The following is a 22,238-nucleotide window of genomic DNA, read 5'->3' as shown; positions in this document are numbered from 1 at the left end:
CACCCGAAGCCGCGTTTCTGTCAACGAGTGGCCTTGCCCGCCGCGCTCACGATCCTTCAGAGCAGCGGTACTGGCCGCCACCTGCGATACGGGGCACTCCAGGTCGAACGGCTCGCGGTACTGCGCTTGCCACGGACTCATCCTTTCGGCAGGCCTAATTCCTCGACCGCCCGGCCGCAGATTTCGGCGGGATCCTTGAGGCCGGTCTGACCGACCTCGATGATCTTCTTGGCGATCAGTTCGGTCAGAGGATCGTTGCGATCCTGCACGCCGATCCTGCGGAGCGCCTCTTCGTAGGCCCTAGAAAGCCGCGCGATCTCTTCCGGCCCCAGAGGTGAGTTTTGAAGTATCCGATAGATCGCCAACTGTCATCCCCCCGCTCGGGGTAGCTTAGCACCGATGTGCTGTGGGAGCATTGCATCCTCGCGGCTAATTTTAACTTCCGCACCCCTGCAGGCGCCGGCCAGAAGAGCGTCGCCGATGATCCACGCGAAACCTCGTTGCGCGCAAAGGAACGATAGCGCGCGTGCCAAGTTTTCCCGATGCCCCTGCCCCAGGGGCGAACCCCGTACTGGCCCCAGCTCATAGCCCCCTACCCCGCAGAGCTGGGGCCTTCATCTCCGGCAGGGGGTCCTTCGGAAAAGCTTCACGGAAACCGCTCGCTGAGCACTATTCGTCGGCCGCGACAGCGGCGGAACCCTGGCTGGCGAGCAACTTTAGCGCCGTCTCGATCCTCGCGAGAAGCGCCTGGATTTCGGCCCGCTCGTTCGGACCTGGACGAGGCGCACGAGCAACTGCTCCTTTTTGATTCAGGAGCTTGGCGACAGCAGACATCTCATTCCCGCACAGATGGAACAGACGTCGAAGGGGCCGCCGGAGAGCGGCCCCTTCTTGAGTTCACCAGCTCCGGGTACCGAAGCTGAGCCCGATGCTCGGGCCACCGCCATAGTAGCCGTAGCTTCAGCGCATCACATACCCGTCGTCCCCGCCGTAGTAGCGCTGGACATAGGGGGCCGCGGGTCCGGTAGCAGCGGCCAAACTCGTCACAGACAGCGCATCTGCTCGACGCCGACAGCCCCGGTCGAGGCGATGGCCGCGGGCGCAAGAGGCGCAGCATTCGCGGACGCCGCCATCAGGTTTCGCCGTGAGCGCTCCCTGCACAATGGTCTTCACGTTCTTCTCCTTCCGTTGCGAGATCAATCGATCTCTTCGATGACGCGACGTTGTGGGGCTCGACGATGTAGGTGCGGCTGTCCCGATTGATGTACCGGTACTCGCGAAGGGTCGGAGCATCCCGATAGACGTCTTCGGGGAACGCCTCGATCTCCACGCCCTCCGGCACGCGCTCGCCGGTCCGGATCTCGGTCCGGACCGAGCTGCCGGTGGTCACGCGCTTCTCGCCCTCGACCGGGCGCGCCTTGGCGTGCTTGCGGACGACTTCGCGATCGCGGTCGGTGAACGTCGTCTTACGCTGCTCCGTCCGCGCCGGCGCAGCGGCGATCGAACGACCGGAGAACGGCAGGACCGTCACGATCTTGTAGGTCGACGGCTGGACGATCACGATCTGGTCCTTCACCAAGACGAAGTTGTAGCCGCGATACTGCGGCACGATCTCGACGACCTCGGCCGGCAGCGGCTGCAGGCGGACATCGCGAGGGACGACGGTGCCCACCGACAAGGAGAAGTTCACGTTGGTAAGCGGCTGCACGTTCAGGTGCGAGATCAACGCGCTGATGCGGGTCCGCTGCTGGTCGTTGATGTTCACCGACGCGTTCACGTTGGTGTTCGACGAACGATCGGGGGCGTTCTGCTGATTGGTCGGCTGCTGGGCCGTGTTGGTCGAACCGCTACCCGACGGCGACTGCGCCTGATTGGTACTGGAGGACGGCGGGTTGGCGCTCCGCGTCTGGTTGCTCGTGTTCGACGGAGTGTTGGTCTGCGCCTCGCTGGACGGCGTCGTGTTCTGGCCGGACGGCTGATTGGTCTGGGCCTGGTTGCTGGAGTTGTTCGAGGTCGGCGCCTGCGTAGTGTTGGTCCCGGTACCGGAATTGGACGACTGGCCTGCAGCAGTCTGTCCCGTCGAAGACGGAGACTGCGTCTGGGCGGAATTCGTCGAAGACTGCGCGGATCCTGAAGACGAGCTGGTGGAAGGGATCGACGTCGAGGACCACGGCGACGTTGTCGACGAATCCTGCTGACGCTCGGTGGCCCTTGGATTCGAGCTCGACGTGCTCGGAGAGGACTGCGCGAAGGCCGAAGTCGCTAGGGCGACTGCAGCGGTAGTGGCCAAGAATAAACGCTTGTTCATCTGAAACCTCCAAATGTGGACGACGATCAACCATTACCGGCGCGCGCGGTTCCGATTCCGGGAAAGGCAAAGCGTTCTTGTTTCTTCCGGCGTGGAGGATTCCTGCTGTAGCGAAATGGCACGATGGTTTGAGCGGGTGGAAACAACCGGAACTTCGTCTACGAAACCCCGTTGGCAGTGACTACTTACGAACACTGAGGAGGACATCATGAAGAAGTTGATCGTGTGCGGCGCGCTCGCCGCCTTCGCCCTTGGCACCCAGGCCGCCAGCGCCGCCGAGTTCTATATCGTGCGCGACGCGTCCACCAAGAAGTGCACCGTCGTCGACACCAAGCCGACGACGACCACCACCACGGTCGTGGGCGACGGCGTCTACAAGACCAAGACGGAAGCCGAGTCCGCCGTGAAGACCACCAAGGTTTGCACCGAGCAGTAAGCGACCATTCGGGGGCCGAAGGAAGCCCGCGAACCTACTGACAGCAATTGGAGGAGAAAATGCCCGTATTGATTCTGTGGGCCGTTCCTGCCGTCCTCGTTGTTGGCGGCGTCGGCTATTTCCTGGTTCATATGCACTGAGCTACTGACTTTCGTACGAACGGCCCGTCCGGCATCCGGATGGGCCGTTTCTGTTTGTGCCCGCGTCATCGCACCTCAAAGAAAAAGGGCCTCCAATGGAGGCCCTCGATCCGAGAACGCTTCGTCCCCTTAGTTGTAGTCTGAGTACTTGAACTGCGGGAGCGCCTTCAACTGCTCCTTGTTGCCGCTCATGACGGCGTGGTCGGGGACCCAATCGTTAGCGTTGCGGGTCGTGGTGTTGGTCGAAGCCGCGCCGGTGGTCTTGTCGCGCGTAGTAGTGGTAGTGGTGCTGGTCGAGCTTGTCCGGACAGGCTCTTCGACGAACTTCAGCTTATCCATGGAGACGGCGATGTCGTGCTCGCCCATTCCCAGGAAGCCGCCGATTCCGATCACCACCGCGTTGATCTTGCCACTCTTGTCGACGAGCAGCTCGTTGATGTCGCCGAGCTTCTCGTTGTTCTCGTTGTAGACGTTCAGGCCCATGAGCTTCGAGGCGCGCCAATTGCCCTTGAATGCCATTTTCGCGTCGGTCGTGTGAGCGGCGGTGGCGGCCGGCGCAGCGCGATCGGCCGGTTGCGTGGATTGCGCGAATGCAGCCCCGCCGATCACGGCAGTGCCAAGCAGAGCGATGGCAAGAATCCTTTTCATAGATCATATCCTCCAGTGGACCAGCATCCGGTCGGATGCCGCCCCCACAACGCCCGGCAGTTCCGCTTGTTCCCGGTAGGAGACGCCGGGGACTAACGCCAAAGGATTCGTCACTTACCCGCTGCGTGAAGCGGGTGTCGCGCTTGGGCGGAGGTCAATTCGCGATACCGAACTTCGTATTCCTTCGCCATGCGACACGCGACGAAGCGCTCCTCGAAGCGGGCGCGCACCTCTCTTCTGTCCAGCCGGACGGCTTTCTTGACCGCCTCGATCGCCTGCGCCTCGCCTTCCACGATGAAGCCGGTGATGCCGTCCTCGACGACCTCCGGCACCGATCCGGAACGGTAGGCGATCACGGGCGTCCCGCACGCCATCGCCTCGATCATGACGAGGCCGAACGGCTCCGGCCAATCGATGGGAAACAGCAAGGCGGCGGCGCCGGCGAGGAAAGGCTGCTTCCGGATTTCGTCCACCTCGCCGATGAGCTGGACCTTCTCGCCGTCGATCTCGGGCTCGAGCTTCTTCTTGAAGTAGGCCGCCTCGGCCCGGGGTATTTTGGCCGCGATCCGGAGCGGCAGCTGGACCGCGTGTGCGATGCGTATCGCGGCTTCCGGCCCCTTCTCCGCGGTCAGCCGCCCGAGAAAAGCCAGATACGACCCGGCTTCGTAGGAGGGACGAAACAGATCCTTCGGCAATCCGTGCTGAATCGTCGCGATCCAGTTGGCGCTCGGAAGCTGACGCCGCTGATTGTCGGAGATGGAGACGAACGGCGCCTTGGGGAAAGTCCGGATCACGTCGGGCAAGCCCGGAAGGTCGAGCCGGCCGTGCATCGTCGTTAGAAACGGCACGCCCGTCCGGCTCAGTACCGGCAGCGGAAGCCAGTCGACATGGGAATGAATGACGTCGAATTCGTGCGCATGTTCGGCGATGGTCTCGATCAGCAGCGAGCAGGCGGCGTTGGCGTCGACACCGCGCCGCCCCAGGCGCAGCGCGCGGGGCCACACCGCGTGAAGCTTGGCTTTCGTACTCGAATCGCCGCTTGCGAACAGAGTGACGTCGTGACCGACGTCGACCAGTTCGTCGACCAGCCAGGCGATCACCCGCTCGGTACCACCGTACAACTTCGGAGGGACGCTTTCGGCCAACGGGGCAAGCTGAGCGATCCGCATCGAGCTAGGCCCCGAACGCGATGCGCAGGCCGATCACGATGGTCGCGGAGATCAGAAACGAAATCGCAAGCAACGTCCAACCGGGCCTTGTGCTTCCGTTGGCTAGGTGCGCGACGAGCATTTTCATGCTCGTCAACGTCCGTCTCTGGGGAGCCGGTGCAGGTAGGCTAACCCGAAGGTGGCAAGTTCTTCAGTATCGCTCTGTCGCTCTTCCCATCTCCGATGCAGATGGCGCTCCATGAGGCAGCGCCGGCCATCATGAGCGTCGACGTTGGGGTGCCGCGCCCGATACACGGTCCAGGCGGTCTCCGTGGCGTTCTTCAAGACGACGTCTTCGGCCATGCTCACTCTCCGGAGACAAACCCAGTCGTTGCCAACTCAAGGCGCTCCGGAAGGTTTCCGATTTTTCCCGATCCTCAGACGAAGGAGTCAGGACGCCTTGGCACACGCGCGCGCTCGCGCGGCGCGGCGGCGCTGCAGGCGTTGGCTGCGGCCGTCCCTTGTAGAGACGAGAAGTCAGGGCGCGGGTCCTGCGGTCGCGAGATTTTCGACCGGAGCGGCCGGCGTGGTTTGCGGCGCGGAAGGCCTGTTCCCCATGAACTCGAGCACCGTCCGGCCCTTGTCGGTGATCCGCCATCCTCCGTTCAGACGCTCGACCAGCGCCTGCGAAAAGATATCGAGGTCCGGCACGCGTGCGGCGAGGCGCCTGGTTCGCTCGGCCCAGTCCCGCCCGCTCGTCGACAGGATCGCCATGTCGCGCTTGAGGTCCGCCATGACGGCGAATCCATCGGGATAACTCACCAGGATCTTGAGTACCGTGACCTGGAAGTTCACGCCTCGGCGCCCCGCGCTATCGGCACATGGTGGGCGCGTCGTGAAGCGCTTCGCGGCCGACCTGCTTCAGACTCTCTGGTGCGACGTCGCCTTTGGCGGCGGCTTCCAGAATTCGCGAGGCGACGCGCGTGCGAGCGCCAGTTTCCGAACGCGAGATTTCCTCGCAAACCTCTTCGAGGACGGCGCGCAGAAGCGCGGTCGTGGCCGGATCGAACATGAGACCCCCCAAAAGCGAGAAATGGAGCTTAGCGCAAAAGCCCGGCGGCGAATTCAACTTTGTTAACGCGACCTCCGGGCGGCTTGCGCAATTCGCGCCGCAGCATTGTGATCGAACTCGTCTCACCCATGAACGTTGGGTTCCAAGCCCGAAGCTTCGAGTGACGCTGCCCCGGCGCCGAGCCTTCCATTGCCCCTCGCCGCCGGGGGCCAGCAGCAACCATTGCCTGTTTTCCCGTTATCGCCGGGGCGTGCGCAATGTGGAAAGGATCCTCGATGAAGAAGATTGCAATGTCGGCGCTGATGGTCGGCGCTCTTGGTCTGGCATCGGTAGCCACGGCGTCTCCCGCCGAAGCTCATAGGCAAGGCGGCTGGGGTGGCTGGGGACCGGGCATCGCCGGCGGCCTGGTTGCGGGCGCCGTCATCGGCGGGCTCGCCTCCTCGGCATATGGCTGGGGGCCGGGCTATGGCTACTACGACGGCCCCGGCTAATATGGTGCCGGCTACTATGGCGGTCCTTACGCCTACCACTATGGGTACGACGAGCCCTATCGCTGCAGCGGCGGCTACACCACGACCTACTACACTGCGCCGGTCTCCTACGGGTATCGCTATCGCCGCGTCGTCCGGCCGACCTACGCCTACTACCGCGGGACGTATCCGCTCATTCCCACCACTGGCATCGGCACCGCCGCCACTGGTGAGGCGGACGCACCTGAAGGCGACGAAGGCAGCACCCTGCAGGGAGCGGCCTTTTCCTTTGGGCCACTGTCGAGCTTTCCGCTCACCACCATCCGCCGGTAAACGGGCCGTTCCGCTCGAAGGCGAGATGTCGGTCTGGCGTCCTTTTCTGCAGCTTTGCGGAGCGCTTCGAATGCGGGCGGGCCCCAGCGGAGGCGCGCGCCGACGCTTCTTTCCTGACCTCCACGGAAGGTGCTGCAGGCATGGCGGCCATGTCTTCGCGCACCTGGTACTGCCGTTCCGGAATTGGATCGGCCTGCGCGATCGTCGGCGCATCGGCGCGAGGACGCGAACACGATCTTCTCCGGAAGGCTTCTCGTCGACGTAATTCGGATAATGGTCCTGTCCGGATCGGAGGGGCCCGCGCGCTCGACAGCGGGCGGCAGGTATCGGTCCGCAGCGAAGAGCAGCGCCAGCAGCAGCGCGCCGACGAAGACGAAGTATCTGATGATCGGCATGGACGGCCGCTCGCAAGGAAGGAATCAGGAATCGGTGGGCCGGAGCGGACGCAGGCGGGCCGCTTTTGTTTCAGCGACCCGCCCGGAAGGATTCAGTCGATCTCCTGGACGACCGTGCGCGTCGAAGGACCGACCAGCATCACGCGATCGCCGGAGTAGACGTAACGGTACTTGGTGAGCGACGGCTCCCAATCGGCGGGCACGGACTCGAGCTCTACTTCGCGAGGCACGGGCTGCCCGACCACGATCTTCTCGCGGGTCTGCACGGGGCGCACCTTGTGTTCGGTGACGTAGGTGCGGATCTTCGTGCGGTATTCCGGCTCGATCTGCACGGCGGCGGCGTGGCCCGCACCGGTGGCGGTGACGACGGTGGATTGCGCCATCGCGCCCGTCGAGATCAGCGCAGCAGCCGCGCACGTCAGCATCAGCTTCTTCATGAAAATCTCCTGGCCGCAGGCTGCTGCATGCGAGAACCCCTGAATGATGGCAAGGTTCCAGATTCGCGGCAGGAAATTGCCTAATTTTCCCGAGCGCGCTTGCGACTGAAATCAAAAGCGCGCGCGACCGTGAGGACCCTTAGGACGCCGGGGGCGTTAACGGTTCCGTGGCTGAAACAAGCGGAGGATCGGACGTGACGATGAAGGCGGGTGCAAGCAAGAAGCCGATCGAGAATGAAGATCAGGACAGCTTTTTGCAGCGCCTGGGGCCTGGCCTGATCACCGGCGCTTCCGACGACGATCCTTCCGGCATCGGCACCTACAGTCAGGCGGGCGCCCAGCTCGGATTCGGCATCGGCTGGACGATGCTGATCACCTATCCGCTGATGGCGGCGATTCAGGAGATTTCGGGACGCATCGGCCGCGTCACGGGCCACGGCATCGCAGGAAACGTCTGCCGAAATTTTCCCACGCCCGTCATCTGGTCCATAATCGTTCTGCTCTTCGTCGCCAACACGATCAACGTCGCCGCCGACCTCGGAGCGATGGGCGATGCTCTCAAGCTTCTGATCGGCGGACCGGGCACGCTTTACGTCGTGGTCTTCGGCGCCGTTTCGGTGCTCGCGCAGATCTTCTTCAAGTATGAGCGATACGTCTCCATCTTGAAATGGCTGACGTTGGTGCTCTTCGCCTACGTGATCGCGCTTTTTCTCGCAAAGGTGCCGTGGGGCGAGGCACTGAGAGGATTGCTCATTCCCAAGCTCCAATGGGATGGGCCGTTCCTGACAACCTTGGTCGCCATCCTAGGGACGACGATCTCACCCTATCTGTTCATCTGGCAATCTTCTCAGGAAGCGGAGGAGCAGCGGATCGACCCCGATAAGAAGCCGCTCAAGCGCGAGCCCGAGAAGGAGGACGAGGAAATCAAGCGGATCCGGATCGATACCCTCGTCGGCATGGCTGTGTCGAACGTCATCGCCATCGCGATTATCATGACGACGGCAGCAACCTTGCACACATCCGGCAAGACCGACATCGAATCGTCCGCCCAGGCCGCGGAAGCCTTGAGACCCGTCGCGGGGGCAATGGCCGAGTTGATCTTCGCACTCGGCATCATCGGGACAGGCCTGCTTGCGATCCCGGTGCTGGCCGGCTCGACCGCCTACGCGATCGGCGAGGGTCGCAAGTGGCCGGTCGGTCTGTCGCGAAAGCCGAAGGAAGCCGTGGCCTTCTACAGCGTCCTCGCACTGTCTGTCGCGCTCGGCGTGGCGCTCAACTTCACGGCGCTCGACCCGATCAAGGCGCTCTATTGGAGCGCCGTCATCAATGGCATATTGGCAGCGCCGATCATGACCGTAATGATGCTCCTGGTGCGGCGGAAATCGGTCATGGGCGACTTGGTGATCTCGGGGCCGGTCTATTGGCTTGGCTGGGTTGCCACCGTAGCGATGTTCCTGTGCATCGTCGGCATGGCTTGCTCAATGACTTGGTCGTAATCCGCATCGACGACTACCCTAGTGAGGTCCGGTGATGTCTTTTTCAGCTCCGGTCAAAGGTTCAGCCGATCGACGCCAACGAAGGCTCCTACTCTTATTGGCCCTGGGCTTCATCGTCTTCGGCGGGGCTACGGCCGCCCTCTTCTACGTCCTGCAGCCCAAGGCCCTTAGGATCGCCGTCGGACCCTCAGGAAGCGAAGATCACCAGGTGGTCCAGGCGATGGCCGAAGCGTTCGAGGACGAAAGCAGGACGGTGAGGATCTCGCCGATCACGACCGCAGGAGCGGTCGAATCTTTGGCCTTGATGGGCGTCGGCCAAACCGACTTGGCTGTGGGCCGCAGCGACCTTGCGATGCCGGCCGATGCGCAGACGCTGGCCGTCCTGCGTAAGAATTACGTCGTCCTCTGGTCCCCCTCAGGGCGACCGGGCAAGGACTCCAAGAAGAGGTCAGGCGGCAAGATCGCTGAGATCGCCGAATTGGCGGGGCACAAGATCGGCATTATCGGAAGGACCGGTGCCAATGTCGCACTCCTTCGGACAATTCTAGAGGGCTCGGGCGTGCGGCCCGACAGGGTTGCCACCGACCAATTCGGGACCGAAGAGATCGAAAAGCTCGCGCAGGACAACACGCTGGATGCGTACTTCACCGTAGGCCCCCTCGACAGCAAGATCACGGCCGCGGCCATCGCCGCGACTGCCCGATCGCGAGGAGCTCCGAAGTTTCTTCCGATCGAAGCGGCCGAGGCGATCGCCCTGCGGCACCCCCGCTACGAAGCCGAGGAGGTCCCCGTCAGCGTCTTCAACGCCAACCCGGCTTGGCCCGAGGACAAGATCGACACCATCAGCGTCAGCCATCTCATCCTGGCCAGAAAAGAGCTATCGGAAGCCAAAGCAGCGGCCTTTTATCGTCAGCTTTTCGTCGTACGCGATTCCATCGCGCAACGCGTCCCCGGCGCCGGGCACATCGCGAAGCCAGATACGGAGAAGGAGGTGGAGCCCTCGGTACACCGAGGCGCTGCGGCGGTCATCAACGGGACCGAAAGGACCTTTCTGGACAAGTACAGCGACTATTTCTGGTTCGCCCTGCTTCTTTTTTCCGGGATCGGTTCGGCCGCCGCTTGGCTACGCCGATATCTGAACAGGGACGAACGTGACGACAACACCAGGTACCGCAACCGCATTCTCGCAGTGGCCAGCGAGGTCCGCGATGCCGCATCCGAACAGGATTTGCTGGCATCGCAGCGGGAGGTCGACGCGATCATTGCAGAAACCCTCAAGTGCTACGATGAGGGAGCCATCGAACAGGAGGACATGGCCGCGTTCGGCCTTGTCCTTGAGCTGTTCGATCATGCAGTCGCGGAAAGGCGGGCTGCTCTGGATTCTGATCAAGCGCGTACGCAAGGGCCAGCCCTCGCCTCTCGGCGATAGCACGCCCCTACATGTGGTCGACGACGCCGGAGCCTAAAAGAAGTGGCTAGGGCGCGGCCAAATCCCGATGTAGCGGCCGGTTAGTGACTTCTGGCGACGCTGGATCTCCGCAAGATGGAGCAGATCTGCTTGAGCATCACGCGCGTCAAGGGGAACACCTAATGGCCAGCCCGTCCGTTTCACTTCCTCGATGTCCGGAGGCGGAAATGCGAGCAGGTGAGATTCCATCAATTGGTTGATCGGCTCGCCGTCAATTTTGACTTCGCTGCGCAAACGTTCGATGTCACCGTACACCAGATCGATCATATATGCGGCCGGGCGATCCTCGCGATCGAGCCAGCCAACGGCGGCTGCAAACTGCAGGCCGTCACTGGTGACGTGAGAGGCGAATAGCTCCTGAAAGTATGCGCCAGATTGCGTGACAAAATCGTCAAACGAATAGTTCTTCGCTACCTCAGCGACGAGATAAGCGAAGCTCGCCGGACCCGTTGCCGCCACACAGGCACGCCTACCCGCATGGGCACGGACTTCACAAGCTCGTTTGAACAGTTTTGCTCGCGTCTTTCGAGTAAAGTGGTCCATCGGTTAGGACGGTTACGGTGTCGCTCTGCACGCGCACGTTGATAGCAGTCTCTATGCGATCTCCAACGATCCAATCCGCCAGTCAGAGGCCTCGCCCCTGAGCTGTTACCAGAGTAAGCGGCTCAAACTGCTCGTCGTTAGGAACTGGCCGGACCAACGCAACGTTGGCAAGCATGCGCTTCTATTTCGACTATCAGGACACGGCTGGTGCCATCATCGACGACCAGGGAGAAGAGCTTCCGAACTTCGCGGCCGCCCGCGACGCTGCGATGAGATATTTGGCAGAGGCGATACGAAACCACAGTCCTTCCAGCCTGACTGAGAAGCTGTCCATCCTCGTAAGAACGAAAGAGACTCCGATAATGACGGTATCGGCCACGGTTGAGGTAGCCGCGGCCACACCGATCGGGAAAAGTAGAAACCTCTCTTGACGGAGTAGAGTTCCGAGATGCCCCTTTCCCCCGACCCCTCTGGCGAGTTTCAGGAGGCGAACCCGGAAACCGTTCTGTTTGCTATGTTCAATGGCGATGATCGCATCGGCTGCAGGGTCGAATGGTCAGCCTTGAGAGACCGCGCCGTTGCCGACTGCACCGACCCCGATAACGTGGTCGCCACATTCCACAGGCATCGGGGGACGATCGAGCAGATCGCAAGCGAACAGTTTGATGCAGGAAAGGAGATGCCGGTTGTGGACACTGAGCATCTGACGCCCGTAAAGGCCTGACCCACAGCGGCTGCTGCGCTATGGCGTTGCTATTGGCGCTTCAGTTTGAATGGAAAGCTAGAAAACTGGCGATTGAAAGTCGTCGTTGGGCAAGGATTCTCCTTTGCAAGGTTGCGTACGGTGGGCGATGTTGTTAGACCGCGCTCCTAACAATTGACGGAGTCGCTGAGTGGCCAAAAAGGCAAAGAAAACTGTCCGGCGCGAGTGGACGAAGGAAGACATCAAGGAACTGAAGGCGCACTCGAAGGCGCGGACGCCCGTCGCGAAGATATCCAAGATGACCAAGCGAACCGAGGGCGCGCTACGTCAGAAGGCTATCGTGTTGGGTATCGGCTTGGGCCATCAGCGGTGATTACGCCCGTCGCCAAATTTCGATGTTGTTTCGACACGAAACTGACGCGATGACATGCAGACTGTTGCGTGGCGAAGTGGGCGGCTCGCGCGTGGAGGTTGAGGGCTCGCTATGCCAGCCCCGGTGGGCCCTCCCTCTTCCTCCATCCGTCAGTACCCCTGACGTAGACGCAACATTTCCCAAAGTGTGACATCGACGACATTGCGACTCGGCATAGTCGGAATAGGCTACTTCTGCCGGGGCTGGATCCCATATTTCACCTACACATTTTAACCCGGCAGGCCGCGGTGGCTTGCTACTGCGGCCTTTTTCACGCGGCCGCGCCGATCGACCCACCCATAGACGTAAATCGAGAAGTCACCTTGCGGCGCGTATGCGCGCGCCAGCCGATCTGCCCTGACGTATTGGCCCGCTTGCGGAAATCCGTGCCTTGCGAGATTGATTTTCATGAGTCCCCTATTCTTCCTCAACAACTGTGCCCGCAGTGCAAGCACAGTGTCGCAGCCGATCAGGGAATGCGGATTGCTATCAAGCGGGCATGCGGCGAACTTGCTGCGCCCTAGCGATGCGGCCAACTCGATTCTCTGGTCGCGCAACTCGAGCCTGGAGCATGGCGTGCTGCAGCTCGGAAGGTCAAATGCGCCGACTTCGAGATCATTACGCGGAGCCGCTCGGTCGCCGCCCCCGGTGTCAAGCGGTGCCAAGCTCGACCGGCTGGCAACAGGGTTGCTAAAAGCCGAGATGCCTCTGTCGAAATCGGTGCGGCTTCTCGGCGTCTCCATGTCGTCTCTGCAGACGACCACTGACGCCGTGCCGCAGCTCAGCTTGCCGATTTGACCAAAAGTATGCGCCGCTGTCGGGCGGCCCGATCACCGCAGTCTGTGAGGTGCAGCCAACTACCTGTCGAATGAGTCTATTGCCGGATGAACGCTTTGGCATGAGGAGAGCGCGGAGCAACGTAAAATCGCGCCTTACAAGCGGTGCATGTCAGGAGCTCCGCGATATCAATCCGCAATCCATGTGACATACTTACTGAGCGGCAACCTGGGCACTCCCTCTTGTTCAGCAACCGAAGGGAGTCCGCGTCACTCATCCCGAGCTCCTGGAGAGCCGCCCTGTTACACACCGAACGACCGCCCGATTTGTCTCGCCAGTACGACGGCGGCTTCGATATAGCGCCCGCCTGACCAGTATTGATCACAAAGCGCCAGAAAGAGAAGCGCTATCAGCGCAATAAGGAAGCCCTTCAACATAGCAGACTTCTCCAGTGAAGAGACTGCCAACCGAGCAGGTATGAGCTGAGTTCAACACGTATGATTTCAAGTCGCAGCTGCGACGATCTGCAATGGTCACAGGCTGGCAAGAATCTGTAATTTTTGTGTTAAGGGAGCGACGCTCGTTCGGAAACATCAAATAGGCCGCGTGCCTGTTTTGCCGTCGACAGGTTCGATGCGGCGAGGCCCCGAGTCGGCGCATCTACCATCCTCGCCAAGGGCGAGGTGCTGATCCGCCAGGCTGACAAGTGCCTTGCGATTCATGGAACGAGCGCATGTGGCCGACGGGGGCATCGCCCCTCCCCGACGGTCGACGAGGCCATCAACTGCAATTGCGCCTGGCTCGAGATGGCGTGCTTGCGGTAAAGCCCGCCTATTGGAAGATGTATGCCAAACCAATGGACGACCACGGCGCTAACGCCCAGGCGAGGAAAGGCTAACGACAAATGCCAGCTTTGTTGCCTCCGGCAGAGCCTGGTTCATCGTCGCAGCGATGTCGGCCCTAAGTTGCCAGCGACGGGAAGCGGGGTTGCGTAACTGAGGGGCGGAGCGCGTGAGAACCGCGCCCGCGCACAGCAAGGGTCTTGCTATCTCGCTTGCAACAGGTTGCTGAAATAATTTTTTATGACTTGTTTTCGCGCGAAGTGCGTTTATCTCGGCGCCATGGATCTCACCAGCACCCAGGATTAAGCTATACAGGCAGGCTAGCCGGTGTAATAGGCGCGGTTGTATTCTATCGCGTGTTTGCTGGCGTCAGATTCGCGGAGGTCGATGGACCGCTTTTGTACGTCTATGCGAAGGACGAAAGCACCGCTGCGGAGATTGAGGACGACTTCGCTTTGGTGATTGCTGACTTAGCTACAGAGATCTTGAAACAGGTTATTGATGTCGTCGTCGTGTTGCCCAAAGTCCTTCGGTAGCAGCACCCCGCTTCCCTCGAAACGCAAAGCATCGCTCACTCGAGTTTGCGCCCAGAACCATGCCCGTAATGAAGCATAGCGCTAAGTTTCCATTGTGCATTGCCAATCAGCTGGCCAGCAAGGGGCGGATATAATGCCGATTGAGCTCGATGCCGCGGCGGTGTCGAGCCGCAGTTGCCCCTGCCTGCTGAGAATGCCTGCAGGTTTATTGATTGTCCCGACCGGCTCTTAGCTGGAAAAAAACGTGCGCCCAAACTCCTCCTCTCTGATGGACGATATCTGGGTAGGCGCCAATCGGATGGGTCCTGGGAAGGAGTTGGCAACGCTCAAAGCGCGCTCCTCGTCCGTCTCGATAGCTATTTTTTGGGCGAGCATGACGTCGCCCTCTATCAAGCCACCCAGCGGGACGAAACACCAGCCCGTGCCGAGCCGTCCGTACTCGTCGATCTCGTGGACGTTCCCGGATGTTCCCCTCCGGATGCGATAACGCTTCCCACTGTCGCATCCTACCACATCGAAATACCCCCCGGTATCGAACTCTGTCCTTTGCTCGGGCGAAAGCCAAGAACGCAGCAGTCGTAGCGCACGACCCTGAATCGTCTTCTCGGCCTTAGCTGCTTGATAAAGCCTGCTTACCGCGACGCTTCGATGGGGCCATAAGCCGATGCGACGATGCCTTCTCGTCACCTCGCGATCACCCGCCCACGAGCCGCGGGAAGAACAACGTTTCTTCCGCCATCGGATCGAACGCGGTGATCCTGCTCACCTCACCGGGCCCCTTCCGCACCGCCGCGGTATACCCTTTGAGAGCAAATTGCAGAAAACGCTTCTCCGCCTCTGCCAATGCTTCTGAATTGGAGTTGTCGAAGAAGTGTCGGCTATCGCCGCTATGATCCATCACGATTTGGATTGCCATGCTAAGGCTCCCGATTGCACTTCAGGAGGAATGTGAAAGCCGAGCTCTCGTTCCTAAGTTCGCAATCGACAGCTGTGGGACTTTCCACATTGCAGGCAACACGTTGCTTTTTTTACGCTGACTGCTGACGGGACGAAATGCGGCTGTCTGGGAGCCGAGGTTTGTCTGGTGAGGCGAGGAGTGGGCGTAGAGCCCCGAGATAATGGAGGCGTTCCGGCGGCTGCTGAGGCCGAACTGAAGATGCCCCTACGTGAAGATGCGCTGAAAATAGGGAGCTGGGCCACGGAGGAGCTGTCCCATGTTCTGGCTGGGCCTTGGCCTGGGCTGCATGCTTGGCGCGACGCTGAGCGTCAGCATCATCGCAGTTTACACCATGCGGAAGGAAGAGCGACGAAAAGGCAAAAGGTCATGTGCCCGAACGCACAGGGGCAGCTTCTTGCGCGGAGGTCGTTCCAAATTATTTTGTTTGCCGTTTGCCATATCGCCAGCGCCCCGGCGCGGGATGCATGGTGAGCTTGGGCTGGCGGATACTACGGCCTCAACTTAGCCCGCCAGCGGTTGGGGCCGCCTTTTGCCGGGCGCCGTGTCCATCATTTCTCGATCAAGAATTTCGCCTTTGACGCCCTTCTTGGGCTCGCCAGAGTCGCAAACCCAATAGCTAGTGGCTTGCTTCTGCGCTCGTCCGGCGGAATCAACCCGCAATGAGCACCAAGTCGCGCGAATACCTGTCCGGGACCACGGTTCGCGTTCTGGCCGAACGCGCGCGCGACGCCTTCCTATCATCCGGCAGTCCTTCTGAAGCTCTACATCTACGGTTATCTCAATCGGGTGCAATCCAGTCGCCGCCTGGAACGTGAGGCGCGCCGCAATGTCGAGGTGATGTGGCTGATCGGGCGCCTGGCTCCCGATCACAAGACGATCGCCGATTTCCGGAAGGATAATGGCGCGGCGATCCGGAAGGTTTGTGCGAAGTTCGTTGCGCTATGCCGGCAAATGGGCCTATTGCAGACCCTAAGCGTCGCAATCGATGGCAGCAAGTTCAAGGCAGTGAACAACCGCGATCGCAACTTCATGCATGCCAAGATGGCGAGGCGGATGGCGCAGATCGAGGAAAGCGTCGGTCGATATCTGCGTCAACTCGATAGCGCCGATCGGCAGGAGCCATCGGAAGCGATCAGCATCAAAACGACCAGGATCAAGGAAAAGATCGCTCGGCTGAAGCAGGAGATGGGCCGCCTGGAAGTGCTTGATGCGCAGATGCGCAACACGCCGGATCAACAGATATCGCTCACCGATCCGGATGCCCGTTCGATGGCCACCAGTGGGCGCGGATCGGGTGTCGTCGGCTACAATGTCCAGGTCGCGGTGGACATCGAACACCATCTGATTGTTACGCACGAGGTCATAAACGTCGGCAACGACCCTGGGCAGCTTGCTCGGATGTCGAAGCAAGCCAAAGAAGTGCTCGAAGTGGACAAACTCGAGGCGGTCGCCGACCGTGGCTACTTCGACGGAGGAGAGATATTAGCCTGCGAAGAGGCTGGCGTTGCAGTCACGCTGCCCAAGCCCATGACGTCGAACGCCAAGGCGGAGGGCCGGTTCGGCAAACAGAACTTCGCCTACCTGCCTGATGAGTGTAGCGCGGCAATCTGGGTAGGAAGTGCGCGGCGATCAGGATGGCGAGGCAGTGTCGCGGCCTGATGATGATTGCCGCGATGATTGTCGCGCGCAAGAGTTTTGTTGAACTCTGATTGTCGCGCAGCGTCAATCAGCCACGGTTTTAGGTGTCGCGTGCGATGGCGGCCGTCCTGGACCGCGTTTTCGTTCGAGGGCGGTCCGTCTGCGATAGCTCTCGACGTTCATCTCGACGATGGTGGCGTGGTGAACGAGGCGATCGATAGCGGCGAGGGTCATGGCGGGATCCGGGAAGACCCTGTTCCATTCGCCGAATGGCTGATTGGCGGTGATCAGCATCGAGCGGCGCTCGTAGCGTGCACTGATGAGCTCGAACAGCACGCTGGTCTCGGCCTGATCCTTGGTGACGTAAGCGAGATCATCAAGAATCAGGAGATCGAAGCGATCGAGACGATTGATGGCCGCCTCGAGGTTAAGCTCGCGTCGCGCTAGCTGGAGCTTCTGCACGAGATCGGTGGTCCGGGTGAAGAGGACGCGCCATCCGTTCTCGATGAGGGCCAGGCCAATCGCTGCCGCCAAGTGGCTCTTTCCGCCGCCGGGCGGGCCGAACAACAGCAAATTGGCGCCCTTGCCCAGCCAGCTGTCACCGGCGGCGAGCGCCATCACCTGCGCCTTCGAGATCATCGGCACGGCTTCGAAGTCGAAGCTGTCGAAGGCCTTTCCGGCGGGCAAACGTGCTTCGACAAGGTGTCGTTCGATCCGACGGCGGCCGCGTTCGGCGATCTCGTGCTCGGCGATGGTCGCGAGGAAGCGGCCGGCCGGCCAGCCTTCCTTGTCGGACTGTTCGGCAAATTGCGCCCACAGCACCTTGATGGCAGGCAGCCGGAGCTCATTGAGCAACAGATTGAGGCGCGCGGCATCCACCGTGTTCGTTACGCTCATGCGGCACCTCCGGTCTCGGCGTACCGATGAGGCATTCGTAGGTCGCAAGCGGCACGAGCTGCACCACGACGTTCGGCAGGTTGGCGGGATCGGGGGCGAAGTGAGCACGTAGCCGGTTGAGGTCGGGCAGTCGGCCGGCCTCGAGGTCGGCGGTGAGCTGATCGGCGAGTTCGGTCTCGCAGCCGCGTTCATGAGCGAGCGCGAGGAGATCGACCATGATCCGGCAGGCTTTTTGTCCGGCAAGCGTTCGCGCAAGCGATCGAAGGTCTTCCGATAGGCATCGCGCGGGAACAGCCGATCTCGGTAGACCAGATTGAGAAGCGCCATCGGCTTGCGCCGCAGGGAATGGATCACGTGCCGATAATCGACGACCTGGTCGTACTTGCCATTGGGATGCGGCCGCCCACGCGGCAGGGTGACGAGATGGGTGCCGCCGACGAACACGTCGAGACGATCATCGTAAAGGCGCACCCGCAGCCGGTGACCGATCAGGCGCGATGGCACCGTGTAGAACACCTTGCGCAGGGTGAAGCCGCCGGACGATGCCACGCGGACGATCACCTCTTCGTAGTCGGAGGTGCGCCGATCGGGCAGCTCCTGCAACACCACGCGCTCGCTATCGATCCGCTTGGCGTTGCGGGCATTACGGCGGCTGACGATCTCGTCGATGAAGCCGCGATAGGTGGCAAGATCATCGAAGTCGACAGTTCCGCGCAGCAGCAAGGCATCCGCGATTGCTCGCTTGAGATGACCGTGGGGCCCTTCGATCGAACCATTCTCGTGAGCAACACCTCGATTGTTGCGGGAAGGCCGCATGCCGTAATGGGCACAAAGGGCCTCGTATCGCTGCGTCAGATCGTCCCGTGCATCACGATCGAGATTGCAGAATGCGGCCGACAGACTGTCGGTCCGATGCTCCCGCGGCGCCCCACCGAGCGACCAGAGGGCATTCTGCAGGCCTTCGGCCAAGGCAACAAAGCTCTCGCCGCCAAGCACGACATGGGCGTGCTCGAACCCGCAATAGGCCAAACGGAAGTGATAGAGACGATGATCGAGCGGTGCACCCGCAATCGTAACACCCAACTCGTCCATGTCTGTGAAGTCGGAGAGGCCGAGTTGGCCAGGCTCGTGGGTTTGGCGGAAGATCACCTCCTGCTCCTCGCCGTGGATCGCCCGCCATGCACGGATCCGACGTTCCAGGGTACGACGGATACCGCTGCCGAGATCCGGATGACGCCGTAGCATCTCCTCGAACACCGCCACCGGCCGTAAGCCAGGTGCCGCCTTCAAGATCGGGACGATCTCGGTCTCGAACACGTCGCTCAGCGGGTCCGGCCGTCGCCGGCCGCGGGGCGCCTTCCTTGCGATGGAAATCGGGGGTCTCTCTCGATCCGATAGGCGGTCGACGCACTGAATGATGCCTTGGCCGCCGCCACTGGCGGGCTATCGGTCTGACGGTACTTCATGTAGAGCCTCATCTGGTGATCTGTGATGTGTCGGCCGGGCACGCGAGTGATTCCTCTTGGCGGAAGAACCACTTGCATAACCCCGCCGGCCGCGATCACCAGTCGGCGCGGTCCTACTCGGGATCGCGCCGACGCTGGGCTCGTAACTCCGGTCGGGCTACGCCCTCCCTACGTCACGAGCCCAGCGAAACTCTCTCACCTTGATTGACGCTGCCTTCCATCCTGATCGCCGCGCGACACTGATGAGGACGTCTACCGCTGTCCATCCGGCCAGCTGCTGCCCTATCATTACACCAACATCGAGCATGGCATGACGCTGCGTCGTTACTGGTCGACAGCGGCGTGCCAAGGCTGCGCGATCAAGAGCCAATGTACGCCGTCCAAGGAGCGCCGCATCACGCGCTGGGAGCATGAGCAAGTGGTCGAGGAGGTCCAGAGACGGCTCGATTCCGATCCCGACGCCATGCGGAGGCGGCGCGAGACGGTCGAGCATCCCTTCGGCACGATCAAAGCCCGTATGGGTGCGACCCACTTACTGATGAAGCGGCTACGGAATGTCGCCGCTGAGATGGCGCTGCATGTTCTCGCCTATAACCTCACCCGGGTGATGAACATCGTCGGCAAACCGAGCCTGATTGCAGCCATCCCCGCCGCTTGAAGGGCGGAAAGTGCCTCCAAAAGCGCAATATCGCGTCGCGATACCCACTTTGGCCGGTCATTGGACGCTCCGACGCGAGACATCGGCCGCCTGCAACGATTGGCGACCACGGCCGCGTGCCGACCTATCCGTTTGCACACACCCAAGACCCTTAGCGGACGCGCAAGCGCGGCCTGCATGGTGCGGCTCTGGCCAAGCAGTCGTCTGCATGATCCGATACAGCCTGTGGTGAGGCATCCCCTGGAGAGAGCGATGAAACTTTTCTGCTAGCTAGCGTAACCATCTTCTCGATCCCCTCAGCCAGCGCGGCTCCCAAAGCCGCCGCTGCCCCGAACTCCCAAGTTGCCAGCAACTCGGTTGCATGTTCCATCTCTGGCGGCGGCTTTGGGACCTATCGGTCCGGCTGCCGAAATGCAGCAAGTTTCAAAACCTACAACGAATGCAAGGAGTCGGGTGTAAAGCGCGGCTGGAGACACGAAGATATGGCATGGTACTGCAGCGGATTGGGCCTGCATTAAGCCATCAGTCGATAAACGAGATGATCAAAGACCGCACTGCAGTGGGCGGTCATTTTTCATTGTCGTACGGCGCTGGTGGCGCATCGCTGCTGCATCCCACGGCCGAGGACAAGTCGGCTGTCCGGGTAGACCCGGCTCAACTTAAACCGGGCGGAATTGTCGCGATGGACCGATGCCGGCTTCCGAGGATCGCGCGCGTTCCAGCATAGGAACAATGCTTAGCCAGTTGGTTGGCCCGTGGAGGGCGCGCGCAATGAAGCTGTTGGTCGAATATCTAGAGCGAGCTGTTCAGCTTGAACGATTGGCAGCAAGCGAACGCGATGCCGTCTTCAAAGGGCAGCTGCTTACACAGGCGCAAGCCTATCGCAGGCTCGCCGCCAAACGAGCGAAGGATTATGGCCTTCCGGCACCAAGCCCGTCGGAAACAGCGCGTCTATCCTCCGCTAACTGAGGACGGGCGCGGTTTGTTGTCTTTTTCAAACTACGCTAGCAATCGAGCGATGAAGCGTTCGAGCTGCTCGATCTGAAAGGGCTTTTGCAGCCGCGGCCGTTCGCGAAATTGTTCTGGCACGCCATCCGCGCCAAAGCCACTTGCGAATGCGAACGGGATATTGCGATTTGCGAGAGCCTTCGCCACAGGCTCGATGCTTTCACGGCCTAGCATTACATCTAGCACAGCCACGTCAAAGACACCGTTGTTGGCGTGCTCCAACGCCGAAGGCAAATCACCAGCTTCGGCCGCGACGGTATGGCCAAGATCTGTCACCATATCGGCCACCATCATGCGGATGAGTACTTCGTCCTCCACCAGAAACACCGAAGCCATTGGCTGCCCCCTTCAAGTACTACCGATTGACATTCCTTGCGCTCGCGAGAGCGCGAAGAGCCTCGCTACTAAGCCGGCCCGAAGGCTTTGGCATCCTCCGCCCGCGATTCTCCCAGTCTCGTCCAATCGCGCCTCGTACAGAAACTAAACTGAAGTTCGTGGCGGCCCCAGCATCGGGCCGGGGGGCATGATGATGCTGGGGCCTCCGGACAGGCTCTTGCCTCGTGGGACTGAGGCCGCCACCGGCAACACAAGCGCATGTTGCTTCCTGGGTTCCTTGGGCTGCTCCATATTCCCAGAAGTGTGTCCAAATCCACACACGGCGGGTGACGAAGAGAAAGCTCGGGGGCTATGGCCACGGCCGCCAGCGTGAACAAGTGGCAGTTAGCTGGCGCACAAATAACTACGGCTCCAGGTTGGGCAAACACTGGAGCCGTCATTTCCAATCTTGTGGCCACGAGGTTGGGGACGCGGGGCCAGAAGCGCACCCTAAACGCATCGCCCGAAAAGGTTGGTTCCCACCCACAACCAGTAGGAAAGCGAAAGGCCCACCCAAAGCCGCCAATTGAGGCGACCAACGCACGCCTCGTTCCGACAGCTGCTCTTCGGCTTATGCCCTCATTGTTGCAAGCCGCAAAAAAACGGCCCCCGCACATCCTCGGGAGCCGTTGGAGCCTCGACAGTAATGGGGGGCCGTCGAGGTAGCCAATGTCTAGGAAGATTCGGTAATCGGGTCTGTATCCCTTTGGACATAAGCAGCGCGTGTTTTTGCCAAGGAGATTCCATTTGTTGTCGCGGGAACTGGCGGTGCCGGGAAAATTCGGCAAACCGGGGCTGGCTCCATCGATTCACCCGGTTCATTTGACCCGTGCCCGGGCCGCAGCGATTGAGTTCGCTGCGGCCTTCGTCGTCGAGAAGGGCTGGCTCGAATTGCACGAGAGCGGAACTTACACGTAAGGCTGCTCAACAAAGACGGAGCGCGGCCTTTCTGAAGCGAGCCATGGGTGCTGTTCTAATTGAGACACCCGCAGATTAAATTTAGGGGCTCTATCATTTGAGACTCCCGAAGTGAATCCCCGGCGCGACGCGATCAAGCGGCGTGCCGCGTTGAGT

General features: G+C 61.1%; 22 protein-coding genes and 5 pseudogenes. 12 read left to right on the top strand and 15 right to left on the bottom strand.

Going from position 1 to position 22,238, the window contains the following annotated elements; all coding sequences use genetic code 11:
- Positions 1-137 precede the first annotated feature (137 nt).
- Positions 138-365 (bottom strand): hypothetical protein, encoded by a 228-nt coding sequence (locus QA642_RS17285; protein WP_283085695.1) that lies wholly within the window; start codon positions 363-365, stop codon positions 138-140.
- 767 nt (positions 366-1,132) lie between these two features.
- Complete coding sequence (locus QA642_RS17280) at positions 1,133-2,338, bottom strand: DUF1236 domain-containing protein (RefSeq protein WP_349253852.1); 1,206 nt, start codon at positions 2,336-2,338, stop codon at positions 1,133-1,135.
- A 178-nt stretch (positions 2,339-2,516) separates the two neighbouring features.
- Here QA642_RS17280 and QA642_RS17275 point away from each other — a divergent pair, with 178 nt between their 5' ends.
- Positions 2,517-2,744 carry a hypothetical protein gene (locus QA642_RS17275; protein WP_038959943.1) on the top strand — a complete coding sequence of 76 codons (228 nt, stop codon included), beginning with the start codon at positions 2,517-2,519 and terminating at the stop codon, positions 2,742-2,744.
- Between the two features lie 269 nt (positions 2,745-3,013).
- Here the strand turns inward: QA642_RS17275 and QA642_RS17270 are convergent, their stop codons facing one another.
- The 5 genes and pseudogenes from QA642_RS17270 to QA642_RS17250 form a co-directional block, all read right to left on the bottom strand.
- Entirely contained in the window at positions 3,014-3,532 is a 519-nt protein-coding gene (locus QA642_RS17270) for a PRC-barrel domain-containing protein (protein WP_283085694.1), read from the bottom strand.
- A gap of 110 nt (positions 3,533-3,642) precedes the next feature.
- Positions 3,643-4,701, bottom strand: a complete 1,059-nt coding sequence (locus tag QA642_RS17265) for a glycosyltransferase family 4 protein (protein ID WP_283085693.1) — start codon at positions 4,699-4,701, stop codon at positions 3,643-3,645.
- Positions 4,702-4,833: 132 nt separating this feature from the next.
- Positions 4,834-5,043, bottom strand: coding sequence for a hypothetical protein (locus QA642_RS17260; protein WP_283085692.1), 210 nt, complete (start codon positions 5,041-5,043; stop codon positions 4,834-4,836).
- Between the two features lie 87 nt (positions 5,044-5,130).
- Positions 5,131-5,535: pseudogene (locus QA642_RS17255) on the bottom strand (hypothetical protein).
- Between the two features lie 16 nt (positions 5,536-5,551).
- Complete coding sequence (locus QA642_RS17250; protein ID WP_283085691.1) at positions 5,552-5,752, bottom strand: hypothetical protein; 201 nt, start codon at positions 5,750-5,752, stop codon at positions 5,552-5,554.
- 275 nt (positions 5,753-6,027) lie between these two features.
- Here QA642_RS17250 and QA642_RS17245 point away from each other — a divergent pair, with 275 nt between their 5' ends.
- The gene (locus QA642_RS17245) at positions 6,028-6,243 is read left to right on the top strand and encodes a hypothetical protein (RefSeq protein ID WP_283085690.1); all 216 of its coding nucleotides are present in this window, start codon (positions 6,028-6,030) and stop codon (positions 6,241-6,243) included.
- 799 nt (positions 6,244-7,042) lie between these two features.
- On the opposite strand, the gene QA642_RS17240 is transcribed toward QA642_RS17245, so the two are convergent.
- The gene (locus QA642_RS17240; RefSeq protein ID WP_283085689.1) at positions 7,043-7,387 is read right to left on the bottom strand and encodes a DUF1236 domain-containing protein; all 345 of its coding nucleotides are present in this window, start codon (positions 7,385-7,387) and stop codon (positions 7,043-7,045) included.
- A 200-nt stretch (positions 7,388-7,587) separates the two neighbouring features.
- On the opposite strand from QA642_RS17240, the gene QA642_RS17235 reads away from it, so the two are divergent.
- Together QA642_RS17235 and QA642_RS17230 are read left to right on the top strand one after the other, a co-directional pair.
- Entirely contained in the window at positions 7,588-8,883 is a 1,296-nt protein-coding gene (locus tag QA642_RS17235) for an Nramp family divalent metal transporter (protein WP_283086917.1), read from the top strand.
- A 34-nt stretch (positions 8,884-8,917) separates the two neighbouring features.
- The gene (locus QA642_RS17230; RefSeq protein ID WP_283085688.1) at positions 8,918-10,312 is read left to right on the top strand and encodes a TAXI family TRAP transporter solute-binding subunit; all 1,395 of its coding nucleotides are present in this window, start codon (positions 8,918-8,920) and stop codon (positions 10,310-10,312) included.
- Positions 10,313-10,345: 33 nt separating this feature from the next.
- Here the strand turns inward: QA642_RS17230 and QA642_RS17225 are convergent, their stop codons facing one another.
- Positions 10,346-10,810, bottom strand: coding sequence for a hypothetical protein (locus QA642_RS17225; RefSeq protein ID WP_283085687.1), 465 nt, complete (start codon positions 10,808-10,810; stop codon positions 10,346-10,348).
- Positions 10,811-11,067: 257 nt separating this feature from the next.
- On the opposite strand from QA642_RS17225, the gene QA642_RS17220 reads away from it, so the two are divergent.
- From QA642_RS17220 to QA642_RS17210, 3 genes are all read left to right on the top strand, one after another.
- Positions 11,068-11,325 (top strand): hypothetical protein, encoded by a 258-nt coding sequence (locus QA642_RS17220; RefSeq protein WP_283085686.1) that lies wholly within the window; start codon positions 11,068-11,070, stop codon positions 11,323-11,325.
- Positions 11,326-11,342: 17 nt separating this feature from the next.
- Positions 11,343-11,618, top strand: a complete 276-nt coding sequence (locus tag QA642_RS17215) for a DUF1488 family protein (RefSeq protein WP_283085685.1) — start codon at positions 11,343-11,345, stop codon at positions 11,616-11,618.
- A 169-nt stretch (positions 11,619-11,787) separates the two neighbouring features.
- A complete protein-coding gene (locus QA642_RS17210; RefSeq protein ID WP_283085684.1) occupies positions 11,788-11,970 on the top strand; it encodes a hypothetical protein in 183 nt (60 codons plus the stop codon).
- A 269-nt stretch (positions 11,971-12,239) separates the two neighbouring features.
- Here QA642_RS17210 and QA642_RS17205 read toward each other — a convergent pair whose 3' ends face one another.
- Positions 12,240-12,419 (bottom strand): hypothetical protein, encoded by a 180-nt coding sequence (locus tag QA642_RS17205; RefSeq protein WP_283085683.1) that lies wholly within the window; start codon positions 12,417-12,419, stop codon positions 12,240-12,242.
- Positions 12,420-12,599: 180 nt separating this feature from the next.
- Here QA642_RS17205 and QA642_RS17200 point away from each other — a divergent pair.
- Positions 12,600-12,807 (top strand): annotated as a pseudogene (locus tag QA642_RS17200) (DNA polymerase IV); the annotation flags it as partial.
- 1,585 nt (positions 12,808-14,392) lie between these two features.
- Here QA642_RS17200 and QA642_RS46555 read toward each other — a convergent pair.
- The gene (locus tag QA642_RS46555; RefSeq protein WP_349253876.1) at positions 14,393-14,761 is read right to left on the bottom strand and encodes a hypothetical protein; all 369 of its coding nucleotides are present in this window, start codon (positions 14,759-14,761) and stop codon (positions 14,393-14,395) included.
- 97 nt (positions 14,762-14,858) lie between these two features.
- Positions 14,859-15,080: a hypothetical protein gene (locus QA642_RS17195; RefSeq protein WP_283085682.1), complete on the bottom strand. Its 222-nt coding sequence runs from the start codon at positions 15,078-15,080 to the stop codon at positions 14,859-14,861.
- Between the two features lie 771 nt (positions 15,081-15,851).
- Between QA642_RS17195 and QA642_RS17190 the strand changes: the two are divergent.
- A pseudogene (locus QA642_RS17190) lies at positions 15,852-16,703 on the top strand (transposase); the annotation flags it as partial.
- Between the two features lie 141 nt (positions 16,704-16,844).
- Here QA642_RS17190 and istB read toward each other — a convergent pair.
- Together istB and istA are read right to left on the bottom strand one after the other, a co-directional pair.
- Positions 16,845-17,657: an IS21-like element helper ATPase IstB gene (gene istB / locus QA642_RS17185; RefSeq protein WP_283085681.1), complete on the bottom strand. Its 813-nt coding sequence runs from the start codon at positions 17,655-17,657 to the stop codon at positions 16,845-16,847.
- A pseudogene (istA, locus tag QA642_RS17180) lies at positions 17,654-19,201 on the bottom strand (IS21 family transposase). The gene istB and the pseudogene istA overlap by 4 nt, the downstream one beginning before the upstream one ends.
- A 157-nt stretch (positions 19,202-19,358) precedes the next feature.
- Here istA and QA642_RS17175 point away from each other — a divergent pair.
- Both QA642_RS17175 and QA642_RS17170 read left to right on the top strand, forming a co-directional pair.
- Positions 19,359-19,781, top strand: a pseudogene (locus QA642_RS17175) (transposase); the annotation flags it as partial.
- Positions 19,782-20,552: 771 nt separating this feature from the next.
- A complete protein-coding gene (locus QA642_RS17170; RefSeq protein WP_283085680.1) occupies positions 20,553-20,750 on the top strand; it encodes a hypothetical protein in 198 nt (65 codons plus the stop codon).
- 30 nt (positions 20,751-20,780) lie between these two features.
- Here QA642_RS17170 and QA642_RS17165 read toward each other — a convergent pair whose 3' ends face one another.
- A complete protein-coding gene (locus QA642_RS17165; RefSeq protein ID WP_283085679.1) occupies positions 20,781-21,125 on the bottom strand; it encodes a response regulator in 345 nt (114 codons plus the stop codon).
- Positions 21,126-21,914: 789 nt separating this feature from the next.
- Here QA642_RS17165 and QA642_RS17160 point away from each other — a divergent pair.
- On the top strand, positions 21,915-22,082 hold the full coding sequence (locus QA642_RS17160) for a hypothetical protein (protein WP_283085678.1): 168 nt from the start codon (positions 21,915-21,917) through the stop codon (positions 22,080-22,082).
- Positions 22,083-22,238: the final 156 nt, after the last annotated feature.

The sequence above is a fragment of the Bradyrhizobium sp. CB2312 genome, assembly GCF_029714425.1.
In the GTDB taxonomy this organism is placed as follows: Bacteria; Pseudomonadota; Alphaproteobacteria; order Rhizobiales; family Xanthobacteraceae; genus Bradyrhizobium.
Note: the sequence above shows the minus strand (reverse complement) of the source record. Positions and strands in the feature narration are given on the sequence as shown.

Excerpts from the sequence above, each read along its gene's own strand:
- QA642_RS17205 (WP_283085683.1), bottom strand. The coding sequence starts at position 12,419 with ATGAAAATCAATCTCGCAAGGCACGGATTTCCGCAAGCGGGCCAATAC.
- QA642_RS17245 (WP_283085690.1), top strand. The coding sequence starts at position 6,028 with ATGAAGAAGATTGCAATGTCGGCGCTGATGGTCGGCGCTCTTGGTCTG.
- QA642_RS17195 (WP_283085682.1), bottom strand. The coding sequence starts at position 15,080 with ATGGCAATCCAAATCGTGATGGATCATAGCGGCGATAGCCGACACTTC.
- QA642_RS17220 (WP_283085686.1), top strand. The coding sequence starts at position 11,068 with ATGCGCTTCTATTTCGACTATCAGGACACGGCTGGTGCCATCATCGAC.
- QA642_RS17250 (WP_283085691.1), bottom strand. The coding sequence starts at position 5,752 with ATGTTCGATCCGGCCACGACCGCGCTTCTGCGCGCCGTCCTCGAAGAG.
- QA642_RS17265 (WP_283085693.1), bottom strand. The coding sequence starts at position 4,701 with ATGCGGATCGCTCAGCTTGCCCCGTTGGCCGAAAGCGTCCCTCCGAAG.
- QA642_RS17165 (WP_283085679.1), bottom strand. The coding sequence starts at position 21,125 with ATGGCTTCGGTGTTTCTGGTGGAGGACGAAGTACTCATCCGCATGATG.
- QA642_RS17275 (WP_038959943.1), top strand. The coding sequence starts at position 2,517 with ATGAAGAAGTTGATCGTGTGCGGCGCGCTCGCCGCCTTCGCCCTTGGC.
- QA642_RS17270 (WP_283085694.1), bottom strand. The coding sequence starts at position 3,532 with ATGAAAAGGATTCTTGCCATCGCTCTGCTTGGCACTGCCGTGATCGGC.
- QA642_RS17230 (WP_283085688.1), top strand. The coding sequence starts at position 8,918 with ATGTCTTTTTCAGCTCCGGTCAAAGGTTCAGCCGATCGACGCCAACGA.
- QA642_RS17170 (WP_283085680.1), top strand. The coding sequence starts at position 20,553 with ATGAAGCTGTTGGTCGAATATCTAGAGCGAGCTGTTCAGCTTGAACGA.
- QA642_RS17235 (WP_283086917.1), top strand. The coding sequence starts at position 7,588 with ATGAAGGCGGGTGCAAGCAAGAAGCCGATCGAGAATGAAGATCAGGAC.
- QA642_RS17215 (WP_283085685.1), top strand. The coding sequence starts at position 11,343 with ATGCCCCTTTCCCCCGACCCCTCTGGCGAGTTTCAGGAGGCGAACCCG.
- istB (WP_283085681.1), bottom strand. The coding sequence starts at position 17,657 with ATGAGCGTAACGAACACGGTGGATGCCGCGCGCCTCAATCTGTTGCTC.
- QA642_RS17260 (WP_283085692.1), bottom strand. The coding sequence starts at position 5,043 with ATGGCCGAAGACGTCGTCTTGAAGAACGCCACGGAGACCGCCTGGACC.
- QA642_RS17240 (WP_283085689.1), bottom strand. The coding sequence starts at position 7,387 with ATGAAGAAGCTGATGCTGACGTGCGCGGCTGCTGCGCTGATCTCGACG.